The following is a 16,838-nucleotide window of genomic DNA, read 5'->3' as shown; positions in this document are numbered from 1 at the left end:
TCGCTGATGCCGGATAGGCTTATGGACGTTCCCTTTATCGTCCAGGAGTCAACGCAGCATGGGATTGATCGTTCAAAAATATGGGGGCTCTTCGGTGGCGGACGCCAGCGGAATCAAACGCGTCGCAGAACGCGTGGTGGCCACCCAACAAGCCGGGCACGACGTGGTCGTGGTGGTTTCCGCGATGGGCGACACCACCGACGAACTGCTCGACTTGGCCGCCCAAGTGGCTAACCATCCGCCGGCCCGGGAACTCGACATGCTGATGACAGCTGGCGAGCGCATCTCGATGGCGTTGCTGGCAATGGCGATTAGCGGGCAGGGAGCGGTCGCACAGTCATTCACCGGCAGCCAGGCCGGCATGATCACCGACGGCATCCACGGTAAGGCCCGGATCATTGACGTCGACCCGCACCGGGTCCGCACCGCCTTGGATAAGGGACATATTGCGATCGTGGCGGGCTTCCAGGGGATGAGCCGCAGCACCAATGAGATCACCACAATGGGCCGCGGCGGCTCGGACACCACCGCAGTCGCGCTAGCTGCCGCCTTGGACGCCGACGTCTGCGAGATCTACACCGACGTCGATGGGGTCTACACAGCCGACCCCAGGGTAGTACCGAGCGCCAAAAAAATCGAACGTATCTCGAGTGAGGAAATGCTGGAGATGGCGGCCTCGGGCGCCAAGATCCTGCATTTACGGAGCGTGGAATACGCCCGCCGTTTTGGCCTGCCGATCCACGTCCGCTCCTCATTCAGTGAGCACGAAGGGACCTGGGTGCTACCCAGTCCTGACGATAAAATCATCAGGAGCGAAGGAGTCGCTTTGGAACAGCCCATTATTTCAGGTGTTGCGCACGACCGGTCCGAGGGCAAGGTCACAGTGGTCGGGGTGCCCGACATCCCAGGCAAGGCCGCCGATATTTTCGGCATCATCGCCTCCGCACACTCAAATATCGACATGATCGTGCAGAACATTTCTACTCATGGCTCCGGTCGCACGGACATTTCCTTCACACTGCCGATGGTGGAAGGCGCCGACGCCTTGCAGGCGCTCAAGGATGCGCAGGCCAGCGTCGGTTTCGAGGACATCATCTATGACGAAGAAATTGGCAAGCTGTCGCTGATCGGTGCTGGCATGCGCTCGCACCCCGGCGTTTCCTTCAAGTTCTTCAAAGCGCTTTCCGATGCCGGCGTTAACATCGATCTGATCTCCACCTCGGAGATCAGGATCTCGGTGGTGACCAGAGCCGATCTGCTCGATACCGCGGTGCGCGCGGTTCACCAGGCCTTTGAACTGGACGGCACCGAAGAAGCCACGGTGTACGCGGGTACCGGCCGCTAACTCCGCCCTCAGCGCGGAGTTTCCGAGCGCCACACCATAAGCTGTCAAAGTAGGAAACACCGGGCGGACTGAGGGGCTGAGCCATGGAAAACATCCTTTTGCTTTTGGTGGGGGCGATAGCGGTCACGGTCGCTGCCCGAAAGCTGGGGCTGCCCGCCCCGCTACTGGTCACCGGCGTGGCAATTGCGGTGTCTTTCATTCCGGGGGTGGTCTTCGATATCGACCCCGAGGTCATCCTGACCATTGTGCTGCCACCATTGCTATTTTCGGCGGCGCTGGATATCTCCTTCCAAGACTTCGCCAATTCGCTGCGACAAATCCGCAGACTCGGCATCATGCTGGTGATCCTCACCGCGCTGATCGTCGGCGGCGTGGCCAACATCCTGGTACCCGATATCACCCTTCCAGCAGCACTATTAATCGGCGCCATCGTGGCCCCACCGGATGCGGTCTCAGCCACCGCGATAGGCAAGAAACTCGGGTTGCCCCGCCGAGTCATGACCGTGCTCTCCGGCGAAAGCCTGATCAACGACGCCGCCGCACTGACGCTTTTCAAACTCTTCCTGGTACCGGTGCTGCTCGGCGCCGGCGGCTTCGGCCAGAACATCTTCGGCGAAGGCGCGCTCCTGCTGCTAGTCAATATTGTGATCGGGGTGGGCTTTGGTCTGCTGATCGCCATTGTGGTGCAGTTCATTCGCGAGCGGATTAACGATCCGCTGATCGAAACCGTGATCGGTTTGCTAGTGCCTTTCGTGGCCTATATCTTCGCCGAGCAGATTCATTTCGAACTGAACGGACTGGAATACGCGGGTTCCGGAGTGCTCGCCGTGGTGGCGGCAGGGCTTTCACTCGGCTACAACGCGCCGAAGGCCAGCTACACCATGCGGCTACAAGAGCAACCCATCTGGGCCTCACTCGACGTACTGCTGGAAGCGTTCGTCTTTGCGTTGATCGGCTTGCAATTCAAGACGGTGATCGTGGACGCCATCAATAGCCCGCACGGCCTCGGCTTCAGCTTGGGGGTGGCCTTCATTCTGCTCGGAGTGACCATTCTGGTCCGGCCAGCCTATGTTTTCATGAGCTACTACCGGCGTCGCACGCCCCGCTCCTTGCGCCGTCAGCAGCGCCGGGGCCGGCCCGAAGTGGCGATGAGCTGGCAAGACCTGACGGTGATTTCGTGGACCGGGATGCGCGGAGTGGTGACCCTAGCTTCCGCCGCCACTGTCACCGCGCTCTTCAAACAGGGTCAGAACATCCCGGCTCACGACATCATCTACCTGACCGCCTTTGTGGTCACCATTGGCACCCTGCTGATCCAGGGCGTGACACTGCCGTTGGTGATCAAATGGCTCAAGGTCACCGATCCTGATCAGGCCAAGCGCGACGCCGCCGCAGAACGCGCCCTGGTCAGCAAGACCTACCAAGTGGCACTTGAGGAAATGAAGCCGCAGTGGCAGGCCCTGACCGAGCAGATCGGGGCCGAAAAGACCGAGAAAATTATTCAACGCATTCAACAAATGGCGATTGCTCAAACTCAGGCGCAACAAGCTGACGAAGATCTGGAAGAGGCTGTTGATCAAACCGCGGCGGAAATCCCGGGTAGACCTTCACTGCAACAGCGCAAAGAATTCGGCAAATTCATGAACGACGCTAGACGCCAGATCAACAATATTCGGCGCGAGGTGATTATCCGCGAGCGTGACGCCGGAAACCTCGATGAAGAGGTGATGCGCACCGTACTGACCGAGCTCGATGCGGAGTCCTTCGCGATGGATAAGTCCTGGCAGAACCGGATGCGTGCCTAAGGCAGCTGGTCTCTTTGCTTGGCCGCCCAGGAAGGTAACTCCAGGCGGCTTTTGGTCCTCAGGTTAAGAAGATGGTCTGCCACATCCTGAACTGATTGTGTCCGAGGCCAACTGCCCGGCACAATGACAAGGCGGCGCCCGCTGTGGTGCGCTGTTTTCAGGTTCAATTGACCCCAGAGGAGCGTTGAGGTGGCATCTTCATCAGCGGAAATCCCAGCTGCGCAAGGCGTCGTACCGGAAACGGGTCTGCGCCGTTCGCTGGGGCTAAAACAGTTGATCGGCAACGGCTTGGTATTCATTGGACCGGCCGCACCAGTGGGCATCTTCGGCCCTATCTATGCCAAAAGCGATGGCGCGGTGGTCACGGTGTACATTGTGGCGACGCTGATCATGGCACTCACTGCCATCTCCTACGCTCAGATGTCTCGGGTAGTCCCCGCGGCTGGTTCGGTTTTCTCCTATGCCACCGCTGGGATTAACCGCAGCGTTGGATTCATCGCCGGCTGGATGGTCTTACTTGACTACTTGCTGATTCCTAGCGTTGCCTTTCTCTTCACCGGCTTAGCTATGCATTCCTTCCTCCCCGCGGTTCCGGCCTGGATTTTTACCGCACTGGCCGTGGTGCTGACCACAGCCTTGAACCTGGCTGGTGGTAAAAGTCTGGCACGGGCAGCGATGGCTGTGGTGATAGCCGAAGTCGCTGTGCTCGCCATTGTGCTGATTGGCGTGATTGCAGCTCTGCTTGGCGGCGGCGCTCAGCAGGCACCGCTGGCTCCGTTCATCGGCACGACAGGCTTTTCGCTGGTGGCCGTACTGGGGGCGGTTTCGATTGCCGCGATGGCTTTCCTCGGCTTCGATGCCATTGCGACCTTCGCAGAGGAGACCTCGGGCAGTTCCAGGCTCATTGGCAAGGCGATGCTGGCGTGCCTGGTGATTGCCGGGGTGCTTTTCCTTTTCCAGAGCTATCTGGTGGAACTTATCACCGCGCCCAGTCCGGCTGAGCTCGCTGCCAATCCGGAAGCCCAGGGTACCGCCTTCTATGATGCTGTCCGTTCACACGTCGCTCCTTGGCTAGCGACCTTGCTAGGCATCGCTAAAGCGCTGGGCGCAAGTTTTGCTGGCATGATGGGACTTGCCGCCGGGAGCCGGGTGGTGATGACGATGTCTCGTGACCGACGCCTCCCCGCTCTTTTCGGCCGAGTCAACCGCAACGGCTCAGCCCCCGCGCTTGCAACGATCTTGGTTACCGTTATTACCTTGGCTCTCGCGGTCTGGGCGGCCGCCGAGCCGGACGGCTTAGATCTGCTCTCCTCCACCGTTTCGATTGGTGCGATGAGCGCGTTTGTGTTGCTGCATGCAGCGGTAGTCGGGTATTTCCTGATTAAGCGACGCAGTAGAAGCTACCTGCTGCACCTCGGAGTGCCGGTGTTGTCGATCGTGTTTTTCCTGGTGGTGATCGCTTTCGCGAATGTCAGTGCCCTCGTCGTCGGCGCATTTTGGCTGTTAGCGGGCATCCTGATTGCCATCGTGCAGTATCTCCGAAGCCGTCGCGACGCTTCCGAGCAGAGTAGTGACGCTCCCGCTAGTTCAGGTAGTTCGTGAAAAATTAGAGATCAGATCAATGCAATTCATATTCTGCAATTTTTTGCAGACATAAGGGTTTTCAGGAATAAACATCAGATGTATCGTGGATCCTGTTGCCAGCCCATAGTACAAAGATGTGCTCCGAAAGGGTCCTTGTGAAGAAGTTCCGAGTTCTTGCTGGATTGTCCCTATCCACCGCCCTCGTTTTGGCAGGAGTTACCCCCGCTGTGGCCACGAACGCTTCACCACTCGCCGCTGAGGTTGCCGAACCAGACTCCCTCAATGTTGGCTTTGCTGGCTCCCTAGTCGGCACTACTGCCTACACCACGGCTGGCGAAGAGGCGCTGCGCGGCAGCTTGCACCGAGTGCAAGGCGATGAGCAGCAAATAGCTGGCAGCGGCGTCAAACTAACTGGCGGACAGCAAGGCATCAGCTTCACTCCTGCCGACTGGTCGTTAGCTTCGGCAACGAGCCCAAGCACCGCGACAAAGAACTTCATTGCCGAAGTCCGGTTCACCCCGACCACCGCTCCCGCCAATCTGAGCACCCTACTTTCGGTCGGCGGCAACTTCTCGATCCGTGCGCAAGCGGGCAAACTGAGCTACGGTTTCGACACCCTAGCTAACGGCAGTTGGGCGAACCACTCTGCTTCGGTCGCCTTCCCCGCGCTCAATCAAGAGCACAACCTTTCCCTGCACTATTTGCCGACCACCCAGGGCGTCTCACTTTTCCTGATCCTCGATGGCAAACAGCTACCCACAGTGACGGCGACTACGGGCTTCGGCATCGCCGCGGGTCTAGAGAAAGCTTTCGGGATCGGCAACGAGGTACACCCGAGCGGCACTAATCGAGGCTTTATCGGCTCAATCCGGAAAGTTCGGGTCAGCTCGGGCCCGGCCAGCTACGATCCGACCGTGTTCACCTTCAACACCACTGGTCCTGTTGACCCGAACCAACCCGGCCAGTGCCAAGACTTAAGCCAGCTCAGCCCGGGCAACTACATTCCGGTCAGCGCCACAGACTGCGATCAAGACATCCTGACCAAATCCACCATGGTCCGCCCCACCAGCCAGCAGTGGAACTGGCAGAACGATAAGCTCAGCGCCTTTGTGCACTTCGGCATCAATACCTTCTACAACCAAGAATGGGGCCACGGCACCGAAGATCCGCAGCGCTTCAATCCGACCGGAACCGTCGATACCGATCAGTGGGTGAAAGCACTCGCCGACGCCGGTTTCCGTCGGGTCATCCTGACCGTCAAACACCATGACGGCTTTCTGCTCTACCCCAGCCGCTACTCGGACTATTCAGTGGCTGCCTCCCCCTGGCTGGGCGGTAAGGGCGATATCGTGAAACTCTTCACCGACTCAGCGCACAAGTATGGCCTCCAGGTCGGCCTCTACCTCTCCCCCGCCGATTCGAATCAGGAGATCAAGGGCGTTTACGGCAACGGTAGCCAGGCAACAACCCGCACTATTCCCACCCTGGTGGCGGGCGACAGTCGGGCAAACGATCCCAACCTAGCCAGCTACAACTACCAAGCCACCGATTACGGCGCTTACTTCCTCAATACGCTCTACGAGATCCTCACCCAGTACGGGGCAATCAGTGAAGTCTGGTTCGATGGCTCAAACGGAAATACCGCTAAAACCGAGAAATACGATTATCCCGCCTTCTACGATCTGATTCATAAGCTACAGCCCGGCGCCGTGGTAGCGGTAGGTGGTCGGGATGTGCGCTGGGTCGGAAATGAGAATGGCCAGGCTCGGCCAAATGAGTGGAGTTCATTACCGGTGATTGATCCCGCCGATCAGGGAAAGCTCGGCGAACCCACCGATGGCACCGCGGCCTCGTTGGGTGACCGTCAGACCCTCATTTCGGCGGTCCGCAGCGGCGGCGCGAATGCTTTGCACTGGTGGCCGGCTGAGGCAGATTTCAAACTCACCCAAGGCTGGTTCGCGCATCCAACCGATAAACCTTTGACTGGCAGCCAACTGTTGCAAAAGTATCAGGAGACGGTGGGCCGCAATGCGGTATTCCTGATGAATGTGCCCCCCACCACCAGCGGCTCTTTCTCCGCCGCGTCAGTACAAGCGCTGAAGGATTTCAAAACGGAACTCGACAAGGCTTACGCCGTTGACTACGCGAAGTCACGCCCGGCCAACTCACCCGATGGCAGCACATCGACTGCCCTGGGTGACGGTGATCCGGCGACCTCCTGGACGCCCGGCGCCAATGGCACCGGCAGCGTGACCGTTGACCTGGGCGCTACCAAGTCGGTCAAGCGAATCTCGCTCAGCGAGGCCGTGCTGCAGCACGGCCAAGCCATCGAGGGGGTCACTATCGAAGCCGAACAGGGCGGCAGCTGGCAGAACATTGCCACCGTGGGCTCCATCGGTCAGCTCCGTATCTTGGAACTACCCAGTGCGGTCACCGCGCAAAAGTTCCGGATCAATATCACCCAGTCCCGGGCCCAAAGCTATCTCTCTCAGCTCTCATTGTGGGGCGAGGCTAGCAGCTGATTCGCCAGCCCGTGCGGGCCACGGGAGAATGGAAGTATGTCCAGTCAACTCAGCGCGCTCAGCCCCCAGCAGTGGTTGCCGCGCGCTGAGGCCCATCATGAGCTGGTTGACCAGTACGCCGAACCGTACCTAAAACGTCGCTCGGCCGGTAAGCCACATCCTGTCGAGGACTTCCTGTTCACCTATTACACGCTGAAACCCGGTCAGCTCAGACGTTGGCATCCGGGCAGTCACACCGTCTTACTCGGCGAAGAAGCAATCGAGCGCCTCAACTGGAGGCACTATCGCAGCGCCAACCAAGCGGAACGGGAAGGGCTGGGCCTAACGGTGACGGAACCTGCTGTCATCGTGGACCTCGAGGCGTTCCTGGTGGACCGGGAATCAGCGCTGCGCTTCACCACCGATCTGCTTCGCCGCACCGTGGCACGGCCTGCTCAATTCGGGTGCTTTGGTCTGCACGAATGGGCGATGGTCTATCGCAGCGCTAGCAATGGCGCCCGGCACGAGTACCTAGATTTGCGCCTCGGTGCCGACGGTACCGATCGGGTGGTGGAAGCCAACCGGGTGCGCTGCTCCCATTTCGATGCTTTCCGGTTCTACACACCCCAGGCAGTTCCGCTGAACGAATTGCAACCCAGCCGGGAGACCCAGCGCGAACTCGAGCAGCCCGGCTGCCTGCACGCCAATATGGATCTTTATAAGTGGAGCTACAAGCTGCTGCCCTTGCTCTCTAGTGAGCTCCTGATGTGCACTTTTGAGTTGTCTTGGCGGGTGCGCCGGATGGACATGCAGGCCTCCCCCTACGAGCTGGCTGGCTGGGGGTATCCGGCGATCAAAATTGAAACCGCCAAGGGGAAGGCGGAGTACGTGGCACAGCAGCGCGCCTTCAGCAGTGAAGCCGCTGTACTACGGTCACGGTTGCTGAACGATCTGCGTCAGCGGCTACCGAAGCAAAGCGAGCAGGCCTAGGCTATAGGCATCCGAGAGAGGTCACCATGACATCACCGAAGCAAGCTTCTCGCCTGATACTAGCCGCTATTACCGGGCTAATGCTGCTCTCCTCTTGCGCCAGCCCGGCCGGAAATGGTGGCACTGGATCGCCAGCACCGAGCAATTCAACTGCTTCCAGTTCTAGCCAACCCAGTTCTAGCCAGACCACTGGTGCCGCGGAGACCGCGCTGGTAATAGATGTCAAAGCCACTCCGGAGTCAGCAAGCGTGCAGCGCACGCTGAGCTGTCAGGGAGCAAAGGCACAGGCCGGCTCCACGGTGACCGACCCGGATGCCGCTTGCGCGGCCCTTGAAAACGCCGGCCCGACAATCTTCCAGACCGACGCCAGCCCGCAAAGTTGCACTATGCAAATGGGCGGACCGCAGACTGCCAAGGTTAGCGGCACTTTCAAGGGCAACGCGGTGGGCAAAGAGTTCAGTCAACAGAACGGCTGTGCCATAGCGGAGTGGAAGCTCCTTGAACCGCTCTTTGGCGTTGGTGCCGATAACTCCAAGTAGCAGGCGTTCGACCAAAGCTGACGGAAGCTTGCCCTGGGCAGTGAGCCCTGGGATGATCTAAAGAGAATACATTTCAATTTTGTAATAAATCTCTTGAGGGAGCGTTATGGGACTGTTTGATCGAGCTAAGAACGCCTTCGGTGGGAATCCGACCGGCAGCAATCAGGATTGGGCAGCGCAGGCACAAGCAGCTCAAGAATTGGCCTCTCAGCACCTCCGCGATGCCGGTTACACTGACGGCAGCCAGGTCACGATGGCCAATGCAGCTCAGGTGGGCGGCCAAATGCAGGCCGACCATGACGTGCTCAATGCCTATGGCCAGGAACTCAATAGGATCATCTCGATCGGCACTCCGGGTAGTTCGGTGGTGACGGGCTTAGTCGACACCGGTGAGCGCACCGCCGGGAACCCTTGGTACCAGCTCGAAGTGCAAGTCACCTTGCCTGGCGCAGCTCCTTACACGGTAACCAAACGCGAAATGGTGCCGGCCCAATTCTTGGCGAACTACGCCGTCGGCACCGCCCACGAAGTCGCCGTGGATCCGGCAAATCCGCAGAACATAGCGCTGACCAGCTAACCAGTCGAATGGGTGTCTTCAGAGATCTTTTGAGGCTGGCAGAGGCCGGGGCTCGCCAGCGCGAGAAGACTGATTGGCGAGAGAACCTCCGCCACTCAGCTGATCTTGCCGAGCAGCTCAGCCATCAGCAGCCCGCCAGCCACGGCGTCTCACAGGCCAATCCCTTTGCGAACATGACCATGCACGCCGGGATGCTGCAAGGCAGCGGGACCGTCATCGCGCTGCACAACAGCGGTAAAGACTTCGACGGCGTACCGATCTATGCGGTGGAACTGGAGCTCAACTTTCCGGAGCACACCCCTTATCGAGCTACCTACCAAACAGTGATCGCCCAGGCAGCCTTGCACAACTGGCATGTCGGGGCGACGCTGCCTTTTAGGGTTAGCCCAGACGATCCGAATGCGTTGATGCTGGGCTGAGCTTTGCACTGTTAAATGGCCGGTAGAATGGTGGTGCAAGCTCGCGGAGCGCTGTTAGGCCGACTGACATTTATGGCAGCCAGCAAAGTAGCGTGAGACGGCAACGTTTTACGGCTGCAACCCAGCCTTCGCGACACCCGCTTCTCAAAAACAGGAGTCACCGGATGCCCCGGATCGTTGTCGACGTCATGCCCAAACCCGAAATCCTCGATCCGCAGGGGAAGGCCATTGTTGGGGCGCTACCCCGACTGGGCTTCACCGAGTTCAGTGGCGTCCGCCAGGGCAAACGATTCGAACTGACGGTTGACGGCGAGGTGACCGAGGCTGTGCTGGCCAAGGCCCGCGAAGCCGCCGAAACACTGCTCTCCAACCCGGTGATCGAAGACGTGGTCAATGTTGAGGCCATCAATGACTGAATCTCTGGACCTATCCGCCGCCCGAGTCGGCGTAGTGACTTTCCCCGGCACCCTCGATGACCGAGACGCTGCCCGGGCGGTACGGCTTTCCGGAGCCACCGCCGTCGAGTTGTGGCACGCCGATGACGATCTGCAAGACGTCGACGCGGTGGTGATCCCCGGCGGCTTCTCCTACGGCGATTACTTGCGGGCTGGCGCGATCTCCCGTTTCGCCCCCCTCATGGCCAAGGTCATCGATGCGGCGAATTCGGACGCCAAGCTGCCCGTGCTGGGCATTTGCAATGGCTTCCAAATCTTGACCGAATCGCATCTACTGCCGGGGTCGATGGTCAAGAACGATCATTTGAAATTCATCTGCCGCGATCAGGTACTTCGGGTGGAGAATGCGGCCACCGCCTGGACCAATGCTTACCAGGCAGGCCAAGACATCACGGTGCCGCTCAAGAACCAAGACGGCCAATACATCGCCGATGAAAAGACCCTCGACGCGCTGGAAGCCGAGGGGCGGGTAGTGTTCCGCTATATCGGCGTGAATCCGAATGGCTCCCGCCGTGACATTGCCGGTATCTCCAATGCCGCGGGCAATGTGGTTGGCCTGATGCCGCATCCCGAGCACGCGGTGGAAGCCGGCTTCGGACCGTCCTCTCCGGCTGGCCCACACACCGGCACCGACGGACTGGGTTTCTTCGCCTCCGTCTTGAACACCATCCTGGCAGGAGCTAAAGCGTGAGCATCTCTTCGACTGACCAAACCGCCTCGACCGCTGCCTCGACCACAGCCGCTGAAAAGACTGGTTTCAATATCGATACCGTGGTCAATGCTGCGGCCACTCCCGAGACCGAGCTGCCCTGGGCAGAGCTTGGCTTGAAGGACAACGAGTTCGCCCGGATCAAGGAGATCCTGGAGCGTCGCCCCACCGCTGCCGAACTAGCCATGTACTCAGTGATGTGGAGTGAGCATTGCTCGTATAAGTCCTCCAAGGTGCACCTGCGCCAGTTTGGCGACAAGGTCACCGAGGAGATGAAGGAACACCTGCTGGTCGGCATTGGCGAGAACGCTGGTGTTGTTGATATCGGCGACGGCTGGGCGGTCACCTTCAAGGTCGAATCGCACAACCACCCCTCTTTCGTGGAGCCCTACCAGGGTGCGGCCACCGGCATCGGCGGTATTGTTCGGGACATTATTTCGATGGGCGCTCGGCCGGTTGCGGTGATGGATCCGCTGCGCTTTGGCGCCATTGACCACCCCGACACCGCGCGGCTGGTGCACGGCATTGTTTCCGGTATTGGCGGCTACGGCAATTCGCTCGGCCTGCCGAACATCGGCGGCGAAGTCGTCTTTGACTCGGTCTATCAAGGCAATCCGCTGGTCAATGCGCTAGCCGTTGGCGTGCTGCGGCACGAGGACATCCGATTGGCCAATGCCTCCGGCGTTGGCAACCGGGTGGTGCTTTTCGGTGCCCGCACCGGTGGCGACGGCATCGGCGGCGCCTCGGTGCTGGCCTCCGAGTCTTTCGACGATGCCAAGCCCTCGAAGCGCCCCGCCGTCCAGGTCGGCGATCCGTTCGCGGAGAAGGTGCTGATCGAGTGCTGCCTCGAGCTGTTCAAAGCCTCGATCGTTGACGGCATCCAAGATCTCGGTGCCGCTGGCATTTCCTGCGCCACCTCGGAACTGGCATCCAACGGCGAAGGAGGCATGCACGTGGAGCTGACCTCGGTGCTGCTGCGCGATCCAAGCCTGACGCCGGGCGAAATCCTGATGTCGGAATCGCAAGAACGCATGATGGCGGTTGTCACCCCGGAGAATGTCGCGGCCTTTGAGGCCGTGATGGCGAAGTGGGATGTTGAGTACTCCTGGCTCGGCGAGGTCACCGACACCGGCCGGCTGATCATTGACTGGGATGGCGAGACAATTGTCGACGTCGACCCGCGCACCGTGGCGCACGATGGACCGGTCTACAACCGACCCTTCCACCGACCGGAGTGGCTCGATGCCTTGCAGGCTGATTCATTTGCTGCTTCGGACCAGGCCGAGGTGCCTGCCGACCTGGGCGCCGCCGTCGTCGAGCTGATCTCTTCGCCGAATTTGGCTTCGAAATCGTGGGTCACCGATCAGTACGACCGCTATGTGCAGGGCAATACCGCACAGGCGATGCCGGATGACGCCGGAGTGATCCGAGTGGATGAAAACACTGGCCTGGGCGTGGCTTTGTCCACCGATGCCAATGGTCGATACTGCTACCTGAACCCACGCGAGGGTGCCAAACTGGCGCTGGCTGAGGCCTACCGGAACGTGGCCACCTCGGGTGCGCGTCCGCTGGCCGTCACCGATTGCTTGAACTTCGGCTCGCCCGAAGATCCTGAGGTGATGTGGCAGTTCGCTGAATCGGTGAGCGGGCTGGCTGATGCCTGCCAGGAACTCGGTGTGCCGGTGACCGGCGGCAACGTCTCACTGTACAACCACACCGCCAGTGGCGATAAGACGGTGGCTATTCATCCAACCCCGGTGGTCGGCGTACTGGGCGTGTTTGACGACGTGGCCCGGCGCACCCCTTCCGGCTGGCGCGAAGACGGTCAGGCGATCTATCTCCTGGGCACCACTCGCGCCGAACTGGACGGCTCCGAGTGGGCTAACCTGCGTGGACACCTCGGCGGCCAGCCGCCGCTCGTCGACCTGGGCCGGGAGAAAGAGCTCGCTGAGATTCTGATCAATGCCTCCCGCGATGGCATGATCGACGCCGCCCACGACCTCTCCGAAGGCGGCTTAGCGGCAGCCCTGGTTGAGTCTTCGCTGCGCTTCGGCGTCGGCGCCCGGGTGGGCTTGGATGAGTTGGCAGCCCGCGACGGAATTTCCGTCTTCGAAGCGCTATTCTCCGAATCGCAGGCCCGCGCATTGGTTTCGGTGCCGCGCTCCGAAGAGGTTCGCTTCAATGACATGTGTTCAGCTCGCGGCTTCGAACACCTGCGGATCGGCGTGGTCGACGCCGAATCCGGCGCCTTGGACGTGCCAGGCGCCTTCACACTGAGCCTCGATCAGCTGCGCGAGGCCCACGAAGGGACATTGCCAAAGTACTTCGGCTAGTGGCCCTAGCGGTCGAAGATTTTAGCCAGTTCCTGCAGTTCTTCCTGCACATAACTGGCGTGCGGGTCTTGGGCCGCTAGGCTTTGCTGGATCTCCTGGGCTTCTTCGTTCTGGCCTAGCTCTCTGAGTTGACGTGCCACCGCCCAGCGAGCATTGAACAACTGCTGCGGGGAACCAACCTCTTCGGCGGCGGCTAGCGCCTGATTAAATGCCTCAAGTGCCGCTGTGTGCTTCGCTGCGTCGTGCAGCGACCAGCCCAGATTGTTCAGCAAGGAGACTCGCCAGCGAGCAAGCCGGGCTAAGTCTTCAGTGCCACCCCGGGCAGCTGCTATCACGGCCAGGCCTTGCTGGGTCCATCGAGCTGCGTCCGCGGGCTGGACGATAGCTAACATGTGCAAGGCGTCCACTCTTAAGAAGTCCAAGCCGTGCTCTGCGGCCAGCGCCGCCGCCACTTCAAATGACGGCACCGAATCCGCCGGGATCCCCGCAGAGTTCGTAACTCGACCCGTTTCGAGCGCAAGCCGAACCTGAACCACAGCTTGATCGCTCTGCACGCCGCCCAGCAAATCGCGAGCTTCGTCGAAACGACCCTGCAAACCAAGCGATCGGGCCAGTTGAGTTTCAATTTCAGCCCGTTCAGAGGCTGACAATTGCGATTCGGTCAGATACCGTCGAAATCGCTGCTCCGAACCCAGCGGATCAGAAAAATCCCAGAGCTCATCGAGCACCTGTTGCCTCATCATGCTGCACTACCTCCTCATTCCCGCCGAGTTCGTTGCTGTCTCTCGGATTCGCTGGTAATTACTGGCGAATCCGAGACTAAACCACGAACTCACCTGGTGAGCGCTTCAGCGAGCTGAGTTCCTCGGCTTAGCGGATCCCGGCAAATTCCCAGCCCAGCGTTCCCCCGCGTTAACCCTGAGATACTCGAGCGTCCACTTACTGATTATTGACTATGGCCATGATCCTCAAACACGCTGCAGCGATTACCGCCATCGCAATCGCCCTAACTATGAGTTCAATGGCGGCCGCTCAAGCTCTGCCTAGCGAAAGCATCTCCAGCTACGACGAGCTGAAAATTGCCAGTATGAATGTGCGAATGCTGCCCGCTATCGCCAGTTCAGGGTGGAATCAGTCCGCCCGTGCAGACTTAATTGCCAGGGACAAGGTCGTTTCCGGACAAGACATCGTGGTGTTCCAAGAGGGCTTTGATAACCCCGGCTCCGAGCGACTCCAAGCTAACCTAGCTAAGGAGTACCCCCATCAAACACCGTGGGTAGGCCGGAGCAAGTCTGGGTGGGACCAAACCCTGGGCAGCTACGGTGCTTTGACACCGGAGGACGGTGGCGTGTCCATCCTGAGCCGCTGGCCGATCACGGTCAAGAAACAATATATCTATCAGGACAGCTGTGGCCTGATAGAGCCACTGAGCAATAAGGGTTTTGCTTATGCGCAAATAAGCACCCCGGCCGGAGTAGTCAATATCATTGGCACACACACCCAGGCAGAGGACTCAAGTTGCCGCGTCTCACCGGCAAGCGTTCGCAAGAAGCAGCTAGCTGAACTCAAGCAATTCATCGACGCCCAAAAGTTCCCGAGTAACGAACCACTATTCGTAGTTGGTGACCTGAATATCATTGCCGGAACTGCCGAGGAAGCGTCGTTATACAACGACCTCGACGCAGTCAAACCGGAGTTTGCTGGCGGTCCCTCGTTCGACTATTCCCGGAATTCGATCGCCAAATACTTCTACGGTGAGCACCCTGCCGAGCAACTGGACTACCTGCTACCGATCAAAGGACATCCAGCGCCCAGCAGCTGGAAAAACGTAACTCATCCGGTCCATTCAGCGGCTTGGACCGGCGGCGGCCAGACCTTCACCGACTATTCTGACCACTATCCTGTCTTCGGCACCAAGTAGCCTCCGCCGTCATTCTCGCCGAGTTCGTTGCTGTCTCTCGGATTCGCTAGTAATTACTAGCGAATCCGAAACTAAACCACGAACTCGGCGGGAGGAACCGGGTTACTTGAAAAGGTCGGCAACCCTGAGTAGCGTCTGCCAAACTCCGTAGACCAGTGGCACACCGACCAATACCCAGGCCACGGCCACCTTGAGACTCATTGCTTTCACGACTCGCTCCTTCCCGAAACGCCCTCGACTGCGGGCTCGCTTGGCGCAGTCTTTTCATGGAACCTCGCATTCACCGGCCGAACCAACAAGTTCGCCACAAAGCCGACCACCAATAACGCGACCATGGTCAGTAAAGCAGGCTGATAATTGTGCGCGTTAAGCGTCCCAGGCTTTCCCTGAGCATCCAGAATCCCATTGACGATCAGCGGACCCGCAATGCCAGCCGCCGACCAGGCAGTGAGTAGTCGGCCATGAATTGCACCCACTTGGAAGGTGCCGAAGAGATCACGCAGATAAGCCGGGACGGTGGCGAACCCACCACCATAAAAACTCAGAATAACGAGCGCCAGAATCACGTAGATCACCGTGCTGGAGCTGCCGAAGAATGCCAGGATCAGATACACCACTGCACCGACGCCGAGATAGAGCATATAGATCGGCTTGCGCCCGATCAGGTCCGAGGTACTCGACCAAGCGAACCTGCCGAGCATGTTTCCGATGGAAAGTAGACCAACGAAGCCAGCTGCCGCCGCTCCGGCCACCAAGGAGGTCCCGTTGCTCTGCCTAAAGAAGTCCTGGATCATCGGTGCGGCCTGCTCCAGGATGCCTATCCCCGCGGTCACATTGCAGAACAACACCACCCACAATAACCAGAACTGCGGTGTCCGAATCGCATTATTCGCGCTCACCGAGGCGGTGGTCACCAAAGCTTTACTCCGTACCGAGGCCGGGTCAAAACCCTTCGGAATCCAGCCTTCGGCTGGCACCCGCACGGTGAAGGCACCAGCCATCATATAGACCAGGTAGATGATGCCGAGGGTGAGGAAGAGTTTGCCGACTGCTTCACCGCTCGGCACCCAGTTAGCCGACGAAGAATTGGGGTCAAACCAACGCATTAAAGCAGTAGAGAGCGGACTCGCGATCAAGGCACCGCCACCGAAGCCCATAATGGCCATGCCGGTGGCTAGGCCCGGCCGGTCCGGGAACCACTTAATCAGGGTGGAGACAGGCGAAATATAACCAATGCCCAAGCCGATGCCGCCAATCACGCCGTAGCCGAGATAGACCAGCCACAGTTGCTTGGTGAAGATGCCCAGCGCCCCAATCAGAAATCCGGCCACCCAGAAACACGCTGCTGTGAACATCGCCATTCGCGGTCCATTGCGATCAACCCAGGTGCCCATCACTGCCGCCGAAAGCCCCAGCATCACGATGGCTATCGAGAAAATGACACCTATTTGCGTCTGATTGACCGCAAAGTAGCTGACCAAGGATGTCTTATAGACACTGGTCGCATAAACCTGACCAATGCATAGATGCACGGCGAGCGCAGCAGGCGGAATCAACCACCGATTGAAGCCAGGTCTGGCAATAATACGATCCCGCTTTAACCAATTCATGTGCAGTCCCCTTCGACTCCCCCATGCAGGTAGAGCTGTTAGCGCCTGGA

15 protein-coding genes are annotated in these 16,838 nt (G+C 59.4%); 12 read left to right on the top strand and 3 right to left on the bottom strand.

The genetic code is table 11. From position 1 onward, the window contains the following. Positions 1 to 58 precede the first annotated feature (58 nt). From UM93_RS15525 to purL, 11 genes are all read left to right on the top strand, one after another. Complete coding sequence (locus UM93_RS15525; RefSeq protein ID WP_157874178.1) at positions 59 to 1,345, top strand: aspartate kinase; 1,287 nt, start codon at positions 59 to 61, stop codon at positions 1,343 to 1,345. Positions 1,346 to 1,428: 83 nt separating this feature from the next. Next, complete coding sequence (locus tag UM93_RS15520; protein ID WP_045076411.1) at positions 1,429 to 3,150, top strand: cation:proton antiporter; 1,722 nt, start codon at positions 1,429 to 1,431, stop codon at positions 3,148 to 3,150. A 189-nt stretch (positions 3,151 to 3,339) separates the two neighbouring features. Beyond that, on the top strand, positions 3,340 to 4,752 hold the full coding sequence (locus tag UM93_RS15515) for an APC family permease (protein WP_234399330.1): 1,413 nt from the start codon (positions 3,340 to 3,342) through the stop codon (positions 4,750 to 4,752). Positions 4,753 to 4,961: 209 nt separating this feature from the next. Continuing rightward, positions 4,962 to 7,256: an alpha-L-fucosidase gene (locus tag UM93_RS15510; protein ID WP_052663843.1), complete on the top strand. Its 2,295-nt coding sequence runs from the start codon at positions 4,962 to 4,964 to the stop codon at positions 7,254 to 7,256. Between the two features lie 36 nt (positions 7,257 to 7,292). Continuing rightward, positions 7,293 to 8,225 (top strand): hypothetical protein, encoded by a 933-nt coding sequence (locus UM93_RS15505; RefSeq protein ID WP_045076410.1) that lies wholly within the window; start codon positions 7,293 to 7,295, stop codon positions 8,223 to 8,225. Positions 8,226 to 8,251: 26 nt separating this feature from the next. After that, complete coding sequence (locus UM93_RS17335; RefSeq protein ID WP_052663842.1) at positions 8,252 to 8,764, top strand: hypothetical protein; 513 nt, start codon at positions 8,252 to 8,254, stop codon at positions 8,762 to 8,764. Positions 8,765 to 8,870: 106 nt separating this feature from the next. Further along, on the top strand, positions 8,871 to 9,341 hold the full coding sequence (locus UM93_RS15495; RefSeq protein WP_045076409.1) for a hypothetical protein: 471 nt from the start codon (positions 8,871 to 8,873) through the stop codon (positions 9,339 to 9,341). 8 nt (positions 9,342 to 9,349) lie between these two features. Next, positions 9,350 to 9,760: a hypothetical protein gene (locus UM93_RS15490; protein ID WP_045076408.1), complete on the top strand. Its 411-nt coding sequence runs from the start codon at positions 9,350 to 9,352 to the stop codon at positions 9,758 to 9,760. Between the two features lie 164 nt (positions 9,761 to 9,924). Then, positions 9,925 to 10,176 carry a phosphoribosylformylglycinamidine synthase subunit PurS gene (gene purS / locus UM93_RS15485; protein WP_045076407.1) on the top strand — a complete coding sequence of 84 codons (252 nt, stop codon included), beginning with the start codon at positions 9,925 to 9,927 and terminating at the stop codon, positions 10,174 to 10,176. After that, a complete protein-coding gene (gene purQ, locus UM93_RS15480; RefSeq protein ID WP_199921771.1) occupies positions 10,169 to 10,906 on the top strand; it encodes a phosphoribosylformylglycinamidine synthase subunit PurQ in 738 nt (245 codons plus the stop codon). Before purS ends, purQ begins: the two co-directional genes overlap by 8 nt. Positions 10,907 to 10,977: 71 nt before the next feature. Continuing rightward, positions 10,978 to 13,257, top strand: a complete 2,280-nt coding sequence (gene purL / locus UM93_RS15475) for a phosphoribosylformylglycinamidine synthase subunit PurL (protein ID WP_045077606.1) — start codon at positions 10,978 to 10,980, stop codon at positions 13,255 to 13,257. A 5-nt stretch (positions 13,258 to 13,262) separates the two neighbouring features. On the opposite strand, the gene UM93_RS15470 is transcribed toward purL, so the two are convergent. Next, complete coding sequence (locus UM93_RS15470; RefSeq protein WP_052663841.1) at positions 13,263 to 14,000, bottom strand: tetratricopeptide repeat protein; 738 nt, start codon at positions 13,998 to 14,000, stop codon at positions 13,263 to 13,265. A 218-nt stretch (positions 14,001 to 14,218) separates the two neighbouring features. Here UM93_RS15470 and sph point away from each other — a divergent pair, with 218 nt between their 5' ends. Continuing rightward, positions 14,219 to 15,178, top strand: a complete 960-nt coding sequence (gene sph / locus UM93_RS15465) for a sphingomyelin phosphodiesterase (RefSeq protein WP_052663996.1) — start codon at positions 14,219 to 14,221, stop codon at positions 15,176 to 15,178. 102 nt (positions 15,179 to 15,280) lie between these two features. Here the strand turns inward: sph and UM93_RS18145 are convergent, their stop codons facing one another. Both UM93_RS18145 and UM93_RS15460 read right to left on the bottom strand, forming a co-directional pair. Continuing rightward, positions 15,281 to 15,379, bottom strand: coding sequence for an MFS transporter small subunit (locus tag UM93_RS18145; protein WP_422784961.1), 99 nt, complete (start codon positions 15,377 to 15,379; stop codon positions 15,281 to 15,283). Between the two features lie 5 nt (positions 15,380 to 15,384). Next, complete coding sequence (locus UM93_RS15460) at positions 15,385 to 16,788, bottom strand: OFA family MFS transporter (protein ID WP_045076405.1); 1,404 nt, start codon at positions 16,786 to 16,788, stop codon at positions 15,385 to 15,387. Positions 16,789 to 16,838: the final 50 nt, after the last annotated feature.

The organism is Psychromicrobium lacuslunae, from assembly GCF_000950575.1.
Lineage (GTDB): Bacteria > Actinomycetota > Actinomycetes > Actinomycetales > Micrococcaceae > Renibacterium > Renibacterium lacuslunae.
This window is presented reverse-complemented; position numbering and strand designations above follow the sequence as displayed.